We start from the raw sequence: 13,823 nt of genomic DNA on the forward strand, positions 1-13,823 counted from the left end.
CTTATTTCTTTTTTTGCAGATATACATCGCCATTGAGGGTTTTGAAATTTAAGGGAGCACCGCCGCCATTTACACTCAGCTCTGCGCCTTTATCGATACGGTAAACCACCGCTTTGCCTTTTCCGGCCTTTTCTACTTCGTGCGGTCGGCGGCTTACCTCTTCAAAATCGGTATAGAAGTCACCATTGAGGGTTTCGAAGCTTACGTTGGCGGCCAGTTTTGCTGGATAAAACACCTTGATGTCGCCATTAACCGTTTCGTATGCCACCGCCTCTTCGGGGAGGCTGCTGAGTTGCGCTTCAATAGGACCGTTAACCGTTCTGGCACTGCTGCTGCCCGATACATTGGAGAGCGATACACCTCCGTTGACGTTGTGTGCCTCCACATCACCTCTAAAATTTTCCACACTTACTGCACCACCATTTACAGAGGAAGCTTCCAGCTTTATATTTTCCGGCACCCGCAGTTTCATGTCGAAGGTATACTCGTAGCCGAGATTGTTGTGGTTTACATTATAGTGCCAGCGGCCGCTATTACCTTGTTTTAGCGTAGCAAAAGGGGCATCGAAATATACTACCACGGTATTGCCGTCTTCTTTGATACCCAGCTGCACATCGGCCAGCCCTTCCTGCAGGCGTTCTTTATTTTTGGCGCTGATGGTTCGCTCCACGACCAGTTGAATGGTGTTGCCGTCGTAGCCTTCCACTTCTACGGAGCCATTGATGTTTTTTACCAGCAGCGTATTGGCTGCGGTATTACCTAATTCGATGGTTCTTTCGATGGTATTGCTTTGTTCCTGGGCATAGAGGTTCCCTGCTAATAAGCTTAGAGCCATTAGCAGCAGCATTTTTAGTTTTTTCATGAGGATTAGATTAAATGAGTACGTGTATACTTTTCTGTAATTTTTCCTTTACCGCTTCGTTTACCGAAGGCTCTTCGAGCAGCTGCTTCATTGGCTCCACAGCTTCTTTTTCCTGCAGCTCCACCATCAGGTCGGCCAGGGCAATTTGTACCATGGGCGAATTCTGCTGGTTGATCGATTGAATTAAGCCCTGCCGTACCGCCGATTGGGCGGCATGTTGCCGAAGTGCTTCCACCGCTGCCAGGCGTACGTTTACATTAGGGTCGTTATTGAGTGTATGCAGCAGGGCATCGATAACCCTGGCATCGGCCTGGGGCAAATCATAGCCCATATTAACGGCTTTCAGTCTTTCTGTAGGGGACTGCTGCTCAAGCATGCTGAGGATAACCACCTCGCGCATCTGCTGCACTTCCTGCGATAAGCTGCTCAGCTGCTCTTTATAAGGCTCCACCGGCCTCAGCTGGTAGCCAATGCCTATACCCAGCAGAAGCAGGATGACTGCATAAGCCCATTGCGGGTTCGGCTGAAAAGACTGCACCTGCCACCACCGGGAGAGCTGTTTCCAGATACCCGGACGGGCTGCTTTTACCTGTTTTGCCTGCTCCGCTGCCAAAGTGGTGTAGAAACGATTGCGCATTTTTTCTGAAGGAACCTCCACGAGCTCTTCCGGCAGCTTTCCGTAAAAGAGGGCCAGCTCATCAAGCTCCCTCTGGTCTATCGCTCCGGCTGCTATCAAGCCTGCCAGCTCTTCCTTCTCCTGCTCACTCAGGCGCCCTTCTATATAATCCAGCGCCAGTGGCATGTATTTTTCATCCATCATAACCAACCTCCTTTTCTAACTGGTGGTAAACAGACTTTAGCTCCTGCACCGCCCTGAATACTTTTACTTTTACATTTCCCTCGCTGCACCCTAAAATATCGCCTATGGTACGGTAGGGCAGTTCCTGAAATTTGCTCATTTCGAGCAGCTCCCGCTTTTCAGGGCTCAGGTGCCGCATGGCCTTTTCCAGCAGCTGCAGTTCCTCTTCCCGGTCGTCAGGCACCTCGCTCAGCGCCATATTGTTTTCGGCTTTCTCCAGCTCATCCCTATAGCCCTGCTTTTTCTGCTTCCGATACTCATCGGCCAGCACGTTACGGGCCATGTGGTACATCCATGAAGCAAATTTGCCCTTGCCCTCAAAGGTATGGCGGTAGTGCAGCATCCGCATAAAAACGGTCTGCACCAGGTCTTCGCTCAGCTCCTGCTGTCCGCTGGTAAGCCGGTAAAAGAAGCCGTACAGCGCTTTATGGTAACGCTCGAAGAGGAGGCCCAGGAGGGAGAGCTCCCCGGCCTTTACTTTTAGCATCAATGCATTGTCTTCCAGCGCCTGTGGTAATTCTTTTTCCAAATTTTGCGTGCTTTTCGTCCATGGACACTCCCATTTTCGTATTTGGTTACAGCACTTCTTTAATTTTTTTGAAAAAACTGCTGAATTCCTCAATTTAAGCGAAATAAACAGTTCTATTGCGCTACAGAAAATAATAAAATAATGGCAGAAGATAAAATGAAGGCCATTCTGGTGGAGGGTGGCCAAATGCAGCCGGGCTCATACCCTATGCCCATCCGTTGCCCCAACGATATACTCGTAGAAGTAAAAGCCGCCGGCGTGAATCGTGCCGATACCCTCCAGCGGCAAGGGAAATATCCGCCTCCGCAGGGAGCGAGTCCGCTGCTGGGCTTAGAAGTAGCCGGCATCGTCGCCGAAGCAGGAAGCAAGGTAAGCCAGTGGCAAAAAGGCGATAAGGTATTCGGACTGCTACCCGGAGGGGGCTATGCCCAGTATGCCTGTATGCACCAGAATATGGCCATGCCCATACCCGAGGAGTTAAACTTTACAGAAGCCGCTGCCCTGCCGGAAGTGTTCTTAACGGCCTACCAGGCGCTGGTATGGCTGGCAAAGGTACAGAAGGGGGAGCGAGTGCTCATCCATGCCGGAGCCAGTGGAGTCGGTACGGCGGCTATCCAGATTGCCCGCGAAATGGAGGCTGAGGTATTGGTGACCGCCTCAGCAGAAAAACACCCGATTTGCCTCGAACTGGGTGCCCGCCATGCCATTGACTACAAAAAAGGTTCTTTTAAAGATGAAGTATATCGGCTTACAGATGGAGAAGGAGTAGATGTCATCATCGACTTCGTCGCCGCACCCTATTTTCAGGATAACCTTTCCGCGCTCCGAAAAGATGGCAGATTGGTAATGCTGGCGCTGCTTGGAGGAGTAAAGTTACCGGAAGCTAACCTGCTGCCCATTCTGCAAAAGCGACTCAGCATTATGGGCTCCACCCTCCGCTCCCGCAGTCCGGAGTACCAGGCGCGCCTTACCCGGGAGCTGGCCGACTTTATGCTACCCCGCCTCCGCGATGGCCGCATCCGCCCTGTTATTGACAAGGTATATCCCTGGGAAAAAGTAAATGAAGCCCATGCGTATATGGAGGAGAACAAGAGTAAGGGAAAGATTATTCTGAGTGTGGAGTAGGTCGTTATTCGTTGTTCGTTGATAGTTGCTCGGGAAGAAAGGGAATCCTTCAGGCCAGTTTTGGGATTAGCTTTTCCCTGGATGAAAAGAGCAGTCCAGTAGGAGCAGCAAGCATTTTCTTCCTGTTCAAAACTTTCTCTGCAAAGGATGCTTACCAGATACCCTGCGGGTATGACAAAAGAGGCGATTTCTGTAGACTTAGTCTAAAAGGGCTGTCCGTGCGTTTGCTGCATGAGGTAGCGGCCGGCGGGCTTTACATTCCGGAGAAACTTTACAGCGAGCCCGGAGGCTGCTGCATTGCCAAACAGCTTTTGGGTCTGGCGCCCTACCCATAGCCTGTTTCCAAACAGGCGCTGCCATTCTCTTGCATAGGAACGCTCCAGCACGTCACGACTTCCTTTACGGAGGGGCCAGTGGAGTTTAATATGGTCGGAAAGTAACTTCCCCCCATGGATGGCCATGGCCATGCCGTTTCCGCAGAGGGGGGTAATAAGCCCTGCAGCATCGCCGGCCATAAGCACCCCATTTTCCACCACTGGCTTTGGTCTGAAGCTGATTTCATTGATGACTTCCGGCTTATCGTGAATATATTCCGCTTCCTGCAGAATCCGCTTCAGGAGGGGATTTTTCGCCAATGTATTTTGCTCCATCTCCTCTATGCCGCCATAATGCCGCAGCTGCTCCTTACTGCCCAGGTAGCACATATTCCAGCAATCGCCCTCTATTTTTACGACTCCGCAATAGCCGCCGGGATAATTATGCAGGGCTACCTCATCGTGCGGAAGGCTGGCTTTAATGTGGTATTTCACTCCTATATAATCGCTTCGCTTCTCTATGAACTCCCGCTCCAGCGCCTTATCGGTCGTACTTCTTTTACCCCATGCGCCTAACACCAGGCGCGCCTCCATCCTTTTACCGCCACTCAGCTCCAGTTGAAAACCCTCAGCGGATGGCTCTATGGCTCTTACCTTTGTTCGCTCCATACCTTCCGCTCCTCGCCCCAGCCCCTGCTGATATAGATAGTTGTCGAGCTGATAACGGCTCAGGCCGAAGCCTCCAAGGTCGAGAGGCATCCGAACTTCCTGACCCTTTACATCGCTCAGTCGAAAATGGCTGATAGGCACAGGGTTCAGATGCTCAGGATAACAATTGATGGATTTCAGAAAAGGCACGACTTCATTGGAGATATACTCGCCGCATACCTTGTGGAAAGGGTACTCCTTTTGCTCAATAACAACCACCTCCAGTCCTGCATCGGCAAGTTGAATGGCAGAAATCAATCCTGCCAGCCCACCACCCACAATTGCTACATCTTTCAAAATTACTGTCTTTTATTTTTCAATGATACAACCGGCCCAGAGGCCAATAGTTAAGCTAATGCACTGCATTGACTTCAGGAACCACTTTAAAATGAATGGGCTATTTGCTCCACCTACCACATAAATGATGGAATTAATAAGTTTTTCCCTTATTAAAATAGGCTATAGCAAGGTTTCTTAAACAGAATGAAGTAAATTACATCTTCGAATAATGTTTTAACATCAAACTATAACCCCTTATTTTATTTTGCACATGTATTCTTTCACAACGAAAGGGCTCCGTCCATTGCTAAGCCTCCTGCTGGCTGGTAGCTTAATGGCCAGCTGTTCTGTATTCCAGCAACAGCCTGCTGTTACTGCCGCCGCCCCAGCCAAAGAAGGTAGCAAGGAAAAAGGTAAGATGAAGCCCTACAAAAAGCTCATTACAGAAGAGGCCAAAACCGACGAAGGCCTTTTTAAGGTACACCAGCTGGATGACAAGTACTACTACGAAATTCCAGACTCGCTGCTTCGCCGCGAAATGCTGCTGGTAACCCGTATTGCCAAAACTGCCAATAATCTTGGCTATGGTGGCGAAAAATTAAACTCCCAGGTAATTCGCTGGCAGAAGAAGAACGACAAGATTCTACTCCGCCTTGTTAGCTACGATAATGTGGCCAATGATTCTTTACCGGTGTATCAGTCCGTTCGCAATTCGAACTTCGAGCCTATTCTTTATTCTTTCAATATTGAAGCAATTGGTCCCGATTCCTCTTCCCATGTTATTAATGCCAGCCCCTTCTTCACTGAAGATGTCCCTTCCATAGGATTGGATGCCGACAGTCGCAAAGAATACAAAGTAAGCAAGCTTGATGGCGACCGCTCCTTTATCGAAAGCATCAAGAGCTTCCCTATTAATATCGAGGCCCGCAATGTAATGACTTACAATGCCTCTGAAGCACCTTCTAATGATGAGTCAGGCACTATTTCGCTGGAAATTAATAATTCCATGCTGCTCCTGCCGGCAGTGCCCATGATGCCTCGCCTTGCCGATAACCGCATGGGCTTTTTCACGACCACCCAGGTAGATTACGGCCTCGATGAGCAGAAAGCCACTGAGCGTACTTATATTGTTCGCTGGGAGCTGAAGCCAAAGCCGGAGGATATGGAGGCTTACCTGAACGGTGAGCTGGTAGAACCGGCAGAGCCTATTGTTTATTATATTGACCCTGCTACTCCTGAAAAATGGCGTAAATACCTGAAGCAGGGAGTTGAAGACTGGCAGGTAGCTTTTGAGGAAGCCGGCTTTAAAAATGCCATTATTGCCAAGGATCCACCAAGTCCTGAAGAAGACCCGGACTGGAGCCCTGAGGATGCACGTTATTCTGTTATCCGCTACTTTGCTTCGGATGTACAAAATGCTTACGGCCCCAACACCCATGACCCACGCTCAGGGCAGATCCTGGAGAGCGACATCGGCTGGTACCATAATGTAATGAACCTGCTCCGTAACTGGTACTTCATCCAAACTGCTGCCGTTAATCCCGAGGCCCAGAAAGTAAAGTTTGATGATGAAGTGATGGGCCGACTCATTCGTTTTGTATCTGCCCATGAAGTTGGCCATACTATTGGCCTTGCCCATAATATGGGTTCCAGCTTTGCCTATCCGGTGGACTCACTTCGTTCGGCTGAGTTTACCAAAAAAATGGGTACGGCCCCTTCTATTATGGACTATGCGCGTTTTAATTATATAGCACAGCCTGAAGACACAGGTGTAGCGCTTTACCCTGAAATTGGCCCCTACGATAAATGGGCGGTAAAGTGGGGCTATACCTTCTTCCCCGAAGCTCGTACTCCCGATGAGGAAAGCGCCACCCTTAATAAGTGGATCGTAGAGCGTGCCGACAACCCTATTTACGATTTTGGCCGCCAGACTCGTAACCCTATCGACCCCCGTGCACAAACAGAAGATTTGGGCAACAACGCTATGAAAGCCAGTACCTACGGCATCCAGAACCTGCAGCGGATTGTGCCAAACCTGGTGGAATGGACCAGCGCAGAAGGTAAAAATTACGAAGACCTTGAAGAGCTGTACATGCAGGTAATAGGCCAGTGGAATCGTTATATGGGCCATGTTACCAGTAACATCGGCGGTGTGTATGAAAACTACAAAACCTACGATCAGGATGGTTCAGTGTATGAGCCTGTACCAGCCGAAATACAGGAAGAAGCCGTTTATTTCCTGAATGAGCAGGCTTTTGAAACCCCTGAATGGATGCTGAATAAAGAGGTTCTGCGTCGAATCGAAGGTACAGGAAGCGTAAAACGGATAAAAGACCTCCAGGAGAATATTCTGGAAAATGTACTTGATCCGGGCCGTCTTGCCAGACTCATCGAAGCACAGGCAATTGATGAGAGTAATTACGGCCTTACGAACCTGCTGAACGACCTTCGCGGTGGCATCTGGACAGAGCTTGAAAACGGGCAGGCGACAGATACCTACCGTCGTAACCTGCAGCGTACTTATGTAGCACAGCTCGGTTCGCTTATGACAGAAGAGCAGCAGCAGATACCAGGCCGTGCCCGCTCATTCTATGGCTTTACGCCTGTAGATGTAGAGCTTTCGGACATCCGTCCGGTAGTAAGAGCCGAGTTAGAGCGCCTGCAGCGTGAATTAAGCCGGGCCGAAAACCGCAGCCGCGATACCTTAACCCGCTACCATTATCAGGACCTCGTTGAAAGAATCGACGAAATCCTGGACCCGGAAGAAGCTTAATTGCTTTCGTGCCCTAACTTAAACAGCCTGTCGCTCAGTGAGCGACAGGCTGTTTTTTTTCTCATAAATTTTATATAACTACTCTACCAGAATTGTGTAAATTTCTTTTTCCTCATTTAGCCTAAACTCAGCTCCTTCTATTTTAACCTCATGGTAGCGGGTAAAAGCACAGCAGTCTTCTGAAAGCCTTTCTGCATCGACAAAGAGGGTGAAAACTTCTTCACCGGCCAGTTGAATGGAAGAAAGAACAGTTTCGGTTTGCCAGCCAATACTGTGGATACGGAGTAAATTGAGTCCGTTTTCTTCCACAAAAGTAAACTCAAGCTCGCCTCCATCTGCGGTATTTACCACCTCTATCTGGTCGGGGCTGTAGGTGCCTTTCGCAAATACATTTTCGCCCGTGGCTTTATCCACTATATTGAACCGAAAGAGGCCGGGAGGTGTGTTACAAAGGTAATCTTCACAATCATCCGTCTGGCAGCCCTGCACGGCAAGGAGAGCAAAAAGGAAAAGCAGCTTTTTCATAGTTTCAAAAGGTTTCATCATGTTAACTTTTATAATTCAGGAACGGGTCCCACAGGTTAAAGCACAAAAATTGCAAGAGAGGCGGCGGTAGTTTCTACCGGTTAGCCGACCTTCACAACAATATATATATATATGCTACACAAATTAGAAAAAAAAGTATTTTTCCTTTCTAAATCGCCTGCAGCTAAACCACAACAATGAGGTGCAGTTTATTAAGCAGAAATGGCTTTCAGTTCATCCTATCTTTAATTTATGAAACCAATGAAAATGACCTTCAGACAAAAGATATTAAAGGCACTCTATCCGCTCGTAATGAAATTCAGCGGGGGCAGCAGCAAAGGAAAGATTATCCGGAATAGCCAGAAGGCTAAACCCTCACGGCCTTTTCATCAGCTTAAAACCAGTCTTAATAATGGAGAAGAGCTGGACTTTAGTCAGCTGAAAGGAAAAAAGGTACTGGTGGTGAACACTGCCTCCAACTGTGGGTATACCGGGCAGTACAGCGAATTACAAAAGTTGCAAGAGCAATACGGTAAGCAGCTGCAGGTAATAGGTTTTCCGGCGAATGATTTTAAAGAGCAGGAAAAGGCTGATGATGCAAGCATTGCCGAATTTTGCCAGCTCAACTATGGTGTTAGTTTTCCGCTCTCAAAAAAGAGTCAGGTAGTAAAAGGAAAAGGGCAGCACCCTGTATTTGAATGGCTGAGTAATCCGGCTGAAAATGGGTGGAACAGGCAGCCCCCGGAGTGGAACTTCAGTAAGTACCTGATCAATGAAGATGGGGTTTTAACTCATTACTTCGGTCCGGCAGTTTCGCCCCTGAGCAAGGAGGTGCAAAGGCAGCTTAGCTGATACTCCTGTTAAGTACCGCCGATAATTAAAGGTAAAAATCTATCTCCAGGCCCATCTGCAATCCTGTTTTTTCGTACTACTTAACAGCACAAAATAAAGAAGGTATGATAAATGAGGAATTGCAAAAAAAAATGGCCAAAACTTACCCACCTTCTTCCCTGCAGCGCATACGCTATAAGGGAAAAGATGTGGCGTTTAAAACTGATGCCGACGGAAACCCCATACTCCTTTTTATTGGCAAAGAAAATGAAGAAGGAAATGTGAAAGGGGAACGTTATGCCCGCACATTAAAATATGACCGGGAAGGAAAGCGAATTAAAGACCACTGGGAGCTGAAAGGAAAGGCAACCTAAAATTCATCTTTTGAAAAGCCTAGCCTTATAAATAACAATTACTCCCTTCTTCTGTCCCTTTTCTGGTTCACAGCCATAGTCATTTCTACTACTTTTACTTTTTTCCAAACCTTCGGCCCTGCTTTGGATTTATGTAAAGTAAAATGGGAAAGCTATGGAGAGAAGGAAGACGCCGATAGTGGTAGGGCACCGGGGCGCCAGAGGACTGGAACCCGAGAATACACTAAAGGCTTTTGAGGAGGCCCTTGAGCTGGGGGCCAAAGGACTGGAAATGGACCTTTATATGACCAGGGATGGGCAGGTAGTGGTTACCCACGATGCCACCATTTCGCCTGCTTTGTGCCTGTCACCTGATGGTAAACCACTGGAGGAGCAGGAGAGCGAACGCCTGCAAATTTATCAGCTCAACTATAGTCAAATCAAACCTTTCGACTGCGGCTCTGCAGATAATGAAGATTTTCCTGCCCAGGAAAATACAGAGGCTCATATCCCGCTGCTGGCAGATGTACTTGCCACCGCAGGACGCTATTCCTCGCCCCATACTCCCCTCACTTACCTGATGGAAATAAAATCAGGGCCGGAAACGGATGGCCGGCAGCATCCGGCGCCACGCTTTTTTGTACAGCAGGTAATGGAAATTATTTCCGGGCAAAAAGCGGAAAAGGAAGCTGTTATGATAGGATTTGACAAGAGGGTGCTGCGGGAGGCCAGGGAGCAGAATCCGGGAGTTCGCACAGGCCTATCAATTGTAGAGCTATCGGGGCTGGAGCGGGAGCTGGAAGAGTTAGGCTTTGTTCCGGATTTTATATGCCCCCTCCACACAGAACTTAACCAGGACTTTCTGGAAAAAGCCTGGAAAAGAGGATTGCAGGTAATTGCCTGGACTGTAAATGAGGTAGAGGACCAGCAAAGAATGATTCAGCTGCAGGTCGATGGCATTATCACGGATTACCCAGACAGGGCTTTGAAACTGATACAGGAGCAGATATGACTCTACTTTTTCAACAGCTAAGCACTACTTTTGGAGGATACTTCAGCAGCTTTCAGGCCAGCCTTCACTCCTCATCTCTGGCCGATGGAACCACAGGGCTCTGGCTAAAGCTTGCCTATACCGTTTTTGTGCTGGCGCTTATTCCAGTTTACTGGAAATACTGGGGACCGGCAAACTTTTTATGGCTTCCTGATTTTGCCCTTTTTCTGGGGATAGGAGCCCTTTGGCTGGAGAGCAGCCTGCTCACCAGTATTTTAGCGGTAGGCGTGCTGTTTCCGGCGCTGTACTGGACTTTTGAGCTGGTCGTTAGGCTCCTGAGCGGGAAGCGGCTTTCCGGCCAGACAGATTACCTGTGGAACCAGAAGCACCCGCTGCACCTGCGGCTGCTTTCTCTCTTCCATGTTTTCCTTCCGGCTGTTCTCCTCCTCATGCTTACCCGTCTTGGTTATGACCCCCGGGCACCTTATTTCATGACCCTTCTGGGCTGGATCGTCCTTTTTTTATGCTATAAGCTTACGCCTCCTTCTGCCAACATCAATTGGGTATTCGGTTTTGGAAGCTCCCCACAGTACAAAATTTCTTCCCGTTATTTTGTGCTTTTGATGATGACGCTCTATCCAATCCTTCTCTTTTTTCCCACCCATTTTTTACTGGCAGTTATTTTCTGGTAGGTTTTCAAAATGAACCTGCCAGGTCAGGTACTTCTGTTAATATGGAATGATGATAAAAGCTCTTTCTATTTCTACCATCGGCAGGAGCTCCTGCACCCTTAAATGATGTTTCGCAACCTTAAAGTAGTTTTATATTCTTTGTCATCCCGCTTAAGGCGAAGGCGAATTTTTTTACCATCCCGCCTCCTGAACTTTTCACTGATATCCATTAAGCTAAGATACTTTGTCCGGGTGAAATTAATTTTCATCAGCTCATCTCCCTTTTCTATACCTGCCTCCGCAGCAGGCGAACCTTCTCTTACCTCAACTACTATAAACTGGTTTAGCTCCGGCCCTTCGGCTACTAGTATAAGTCCTGTTTTACTGAAAACAAAAGGATCTTTATACTCCCGATTCTTCTTCAAGTATAAACGACCATTCGGGTAGTCGAAAATGACAGTAAAACGTTTCAGCAACTCTCCCCCAATGGTACCATCACGGATACTTTCTTCGGCTATGGCATAAGAGGAGTCATTGGGGTAAGAGGTTAGCACATCTTCAAAGATAAATTCCTGCATGCTTAACTGGTGAATCCTACCCATGTAGCCGGAAATATCGCCCACCAGCCCACGCCCTAACAAGCCAAAGATGGTTTTCTCCGGCAGTGGAAAGCGAGCTGTACTATCCTTTTTCTGGTGCAGCAGTAATGCATGGCTTGCTCCTGTATCCAGAAAAAGCCGCACCTCCTCCTTTTCTCCTCCCGCCCGGCTGCTCAGCGCACAGCTAATAATTGGTTTTGTATCTGTTATTTCCATGGCATATGCGGTATACCTTCTGGATGGCCGGAAAACCTCCGGCTCATAAAGAGTCAGGAGAGATTTCTCATAATCGATTTTCACCACATAGCGGCGGAAGAGTTCATAACCAATAATTCCCTGTACCTCCACTCCCATCTGGCTGGAGAGCTGCAGGTAATCTTCTTCCAGCACCAGCATCGACTGGCCATACGCACTCACCTCCGGCAACATAAAAGAAACATTGGAAGCCACGTAAGCATCGACCTGCTGTATATTACCTGCACCCTTTAAAGTAATTTTTCTATTATAAGGAATCTGCAATAAATCACTGTAAAGACGATCTGTAAGAATGGCCGTTTTTACACCAGTATCGAGCATAAAACTAAGCGGAATAAAGCCATTGAGTAGAACGGGTACAATAATGAGATTATTAATTTTTTTAAAAGGCACCTCTGCCACCTTTCGGTTATTCTCTAACTGGAAGCCCAATTGTTGTCCAACAACTGAAAAGTGACCTGCTGATATACAAAAAATGAATACAGGAAGTGCTCTCTTCCAATCCAGAAGAAGCAGTCTCCACCTGTACAGGCTTCCTTCCCCAAAATATTTGGGCTTATATATACACCTCCTCAGCATGCCCTTATATTTGTAAGCTGCAAAAACTACAAAGCACCGTGCATAGCCTATTTTATACTATAAAATTTTGCTATTCATCATAATAAAGATACATAATTTTGCTTTTATCCTTACTATCATACGCTTGTTTCATTCCTTTCCTTTTCTACCATGCCTTTTTCCACTTGATGTGACTAATGCAGACATCAATGGCAGGAAGAGTAAAACCTCACTCATACCCATCCCGGCTCAATTCTTCACGCAAAAGGTGGAATACCTTTTTATCTTTTCCTGTTGTTCGACCCCTGCAGTTAAAAGTCTTTATTTTTTCTGCCCTTCGAGCGGCACATTAATTATTGTGCAAAATTTTAGTCTTATATTAAAATAAAAGTTGCTTTAATGACATAAAGTATTTAATTATGCAGTAATTATTACATCATATATTTTACCATGGAGCTGCTAACAGATCAACCTTCCATTAATAAACTCAGAAAGAGTTTTTATAATGTCTTTGCCTATTTTCTTTCTACAGAGGCTGATAAGGGAGTTATGAACTGCCTGTTTAAATGGGGGCTGCAGCTTAACATCTATAAAATAGAGCTCCTCCGGATTAGGGCCATGCCAGCTTTGCTTTCTTTTGAAAAGCCTACCAGAGAAAATGAAGCCCTTGAACAGGTTTACGACCTGGTATATATGACGTACATGGATGGAATTGTAGAAGATGTAGAGCTAGAAGTAATTAACTCTTTTGTGAAAGCTATAGGCATGGAGCCTCATGTCGTAAATAATATGCTTAAAGCACTGGTAAGTGCTTCTTTCGACGGGGTTGACGATGCATCGCTTAGAAAGGATATTTTACTTCATCCGGAGGTGTATACATAGACTTATTCCTTACTAGAATCAGGCAGCTATTAACTTTATCCATCCTTTTGTCAGGAGAATAATAGCCAAACCCCAAAGGCACTTTGTTAAGACAGCCAAAGAGCTTCTCCACTTCATCTACAATACTTTAGTAGCAGGATAGAGCACATAAAGAGTGATTAAGCACCCGAAATATAAAAAGTCAGGGCTTTACAGCCCTTTATCATCGAAGCAAGTATGGGGCAGCAAACGATGCCAAACGGGGAAGCGGGAGAGGGTTTTACGAAAGTAGACTTCCGGTACCTGAGTGCCGCCAGCAGTACCACTTTTTACCGTACTGGAGGAAAAAAAAAAACTGATAACACTAAAGTGCTATCAGTCCTTCTATATGCTGGGCCTTTTCATACACTTCGATAATCGAATCGCTTGAATTGGCCATTAGCTGAGCGGTTACACTTACATATTTTCCACCACTCGACTCCTTCGTCCGTACATTTACTTTCGGAAAAAGCTCCACTACAGCGTCCTCCTGTTTCCGCGGCACAATAAATTTAAAAGTATAGAGGCTGGGCCATTCATATTCATACTCCAGCTTTTCTCTAAAAGAATCAAAGTTCAGCTCTTTATTATTCATGCAGATTTTCTCCTTTCTTGTCAATACTAAAGCTTATAACACCTGACCATCTGTTAAAATTCCGGCCTTTTCGCCGGACTTAAAAGCAAAAGGCCG

Annotated in this window: 14 protein-coding genes; 7 read left to right on the forward strand and 7 right to left on the reverse strand. The window is 47.0% G+C overall.

Annotated elements, in window-relative coordinates; all coding sequences use genetic code 11:
* Position 1: 1 nt before the first annotated feature.
* From F752_RS0103190 to F752_RS0103200, 3 genes are read right to left on the reverse strand one after another with little or no spacing between them, the layout of a single operon-like run.
* Positions 2-862 (reverse strand): DUF4097 family beta strand repeat-containing protein, encoded by an 861-nt coding sequence (locus tag F752_RS0103190; RefSeq protein WP_017730286.1) that lies wholly within the window; start codon positions 860-862, stop codon positions 2-4.
* Between the two features lie 10 nt (positions 863-872).
* Positions 873-1,682, reverse strand: a complete 810-nt coding sequence (locus tag F752_RS0103195) for a HEAT repeat domain-containing protein (RefSeq protein WP_017730287.1) — start codon at positions 1,680-1,682, stop codon at positions 873-875.
* The gene (locus F752_RS0103200) at positions 1,672-2,250 is read right to left on the reverse strand and encodes an RNA polymerase sigma factor (RefSeq protein WP_017730288.1); all 579 of its coding nucleotides are present in this window, start codon (positions 2,248-2,250) and stop codon (positions 1,672-1,674) included. The genes F752_RS0103195 and F752_RS0103200 overlap by 11 nt, the downstream gene beginning before the upstream one ends.
* Positions 2,251-2,391: 141 nt before the next feature.
* On the opposite strand from F752_RS0103200, the gene F752_RS0103205 reads away from it, so the two are divergent.
* Positions 2,392-3,375, forward strand: a complete 984-nt coding sequence (locus F752_RS0103205; RefSeq protein WP_017730289.1) for an NAD(P)H-quinone oxidoreductase — start codon at positions 2,392-2,394, stop codon at positions 3,373-3,375.
* A gap of 203 nt (positions 3,376-3,578) precedes the next feature.
* Here F752_RS0103205 and F752_RS0103210 read toward each other — a convergent pair whose 3' ends face one another.
* The gene (locus F752_RS0103210; protein WP_017730290.1) at positions 3,579-4,694 is read right to left on the reverse strand and encodes an NAD(P)/FAD-dependent oxidoreductase; all 1,116 of its coding nucleotides are present in this window, start codon (positions 4,692-4,694) and stop codon (positions 3,579-3,581) included.
* A gap of 253 nt (positions 4,695-4,947) precedes the next feature.
* Between F752_RS0103210 and F752_RS0103215 the strand changes: the two genes are divergently transcribed.
* On the forward strand, positions 4,948-7,449 hold the full coding sequence (locus tag F752_RS0103215; protein ID WP_017730291.1) for a zinc-dependent metalloprotease: 2,502 nt from the start codon (positions 4,948-4,950) through the stop codon (positions 7,447-7,449).
* 78 nt (positions 7,450-7,527) lie between these two features.
* On the opposite strand, the gene F752_RS0103220 is transcribed toward F752_RS0103215, so the two are convergent.
* Entirely contained in the window at positions 7,528-7,974 is a 447-nt protein-coding gene (locus F752_RS0103220) for a hypothetical protein (RefSeq protein ID WP_152425006.1), read from the reverse strand.
* Between the two features lie 252 nt (positions 7,975-8,226).
* Here F752_RS0103220 and F752_RS0103225 point away from each other — a divergent pair, with 252 nt between their 5' ends.
* The 4 genes from F752_RS0103225 to F752_RS0103240 all read left to right on the forward strand — a co-directional run bounded on the left by F752_RS0103225 (position 8,227) and on the right by F752_RS0103240 (position 10,841).
* Positions 8,227-8,826: a glutathione peroxidase gene (locus F752_RS0103225; protein WP_017730293.1), complete on the forward strand. Its 600-nt coding sequence runs from the start codon at positions 8,227-8,229 to the stop codon at positions 8,824-8,826.
* A gap of 131 nt (positions 8,827-8,957) precedes the next feature.
* Positions 8,958-9,179, forward strand: coding sequence for a hypothetical protein (locus F752_RS0103230; protein ID WP_236613972.1), 222 nt, complete (start codon positions 8,958-8,960; stop codon positions 9,177-9,179).
* 154 nt (positions 9,180-9,333) lie between these two features.
* Positions 9,334-10,170 carry a glycerophosphodiester phosphodiesterase family protein gene (locus F752_RS0103235; RefSeq protein WP_017730295.1) on the forward strand — a complete coding sequence of 279 codons (837 nt, stop codon included), beginning with the start codon at positions 9,334-9,336 and terminating at the stop codon, positions 10,168-10,170.
* Positions 10,167-10,841: a hypothetical protein gene (locus F752_RS0103240; protein WP_017730296.1), complete on the forward strand. Its 675-nt coding sequence runs from the start codon at positions 10,167-10,169 to the stop codon at positions 10,839-10,841. The genes F752_RS0103235 and F752_RS0103240 overlap by 4 nt, the downstream gene beginning before the upstream one ends.
* A gap of 98 nt (positions 10,842-10,939) precedes the next feature.
* Here F752_RS0103240 and F752_RS0103250 read toward each other — a convergent pair whose 3' ends face one another.
* A complete protein-coding gene (locus tag F752_RS0103250; RefSeq protein WP_160164078.1) occupies positions 10,940-12,067 on the reverse strand; it encodes an aspartyl protease family protein in 1,128 nt (375 codons plus the stop codon).
* Positions 12,068-12,781: 714 nt separating this feature from the next.
* Between F752_RS0103250 and F752_RS0103255 the strand changes: the two genes are divergently transcribed.
* Positions 12,782-13,114 carry a hypothetical protein gene (locus F752_RS0103255; RefSeq protein WP_236613973.1) on the forward strand — a complete coding sequence of 111 codons (333 nt, stop codon included), beginning with the start codon at positions 12,782-12,784 and terminating at the stop codon, positions 13,112-13,114.
* A 343-nt stretch (positions 13,115-13,457) separates the two neighbouring features.
* Here F752_RS0103255 and F752_RS0103260 read toward each other — a convergent pair whose 3' ends face one another.
* Positions 13,458-13,727, reverse strand: coding sequence for a DUF493 family protein (locus F752_RS0103260; RefSeq protein ID WP_017730300.1), 270 nt, complete (start codon positions 13,725-13,727; stop codon positions 13,458-13,460).
* Positions 13,728-13,823 lie beyond the last annotated feature (96 nt).

Origin of the sequence: Nafulsella turpanensis ZLM-10 (assembly GCF_000346615.1) — a bacterium.
GTDB lineage: Bacteria > Bacteroidota > Bacteroidia > Cytophagales > Cyclobacteriaceae > Nafulsella > Nafulsella turpanensis.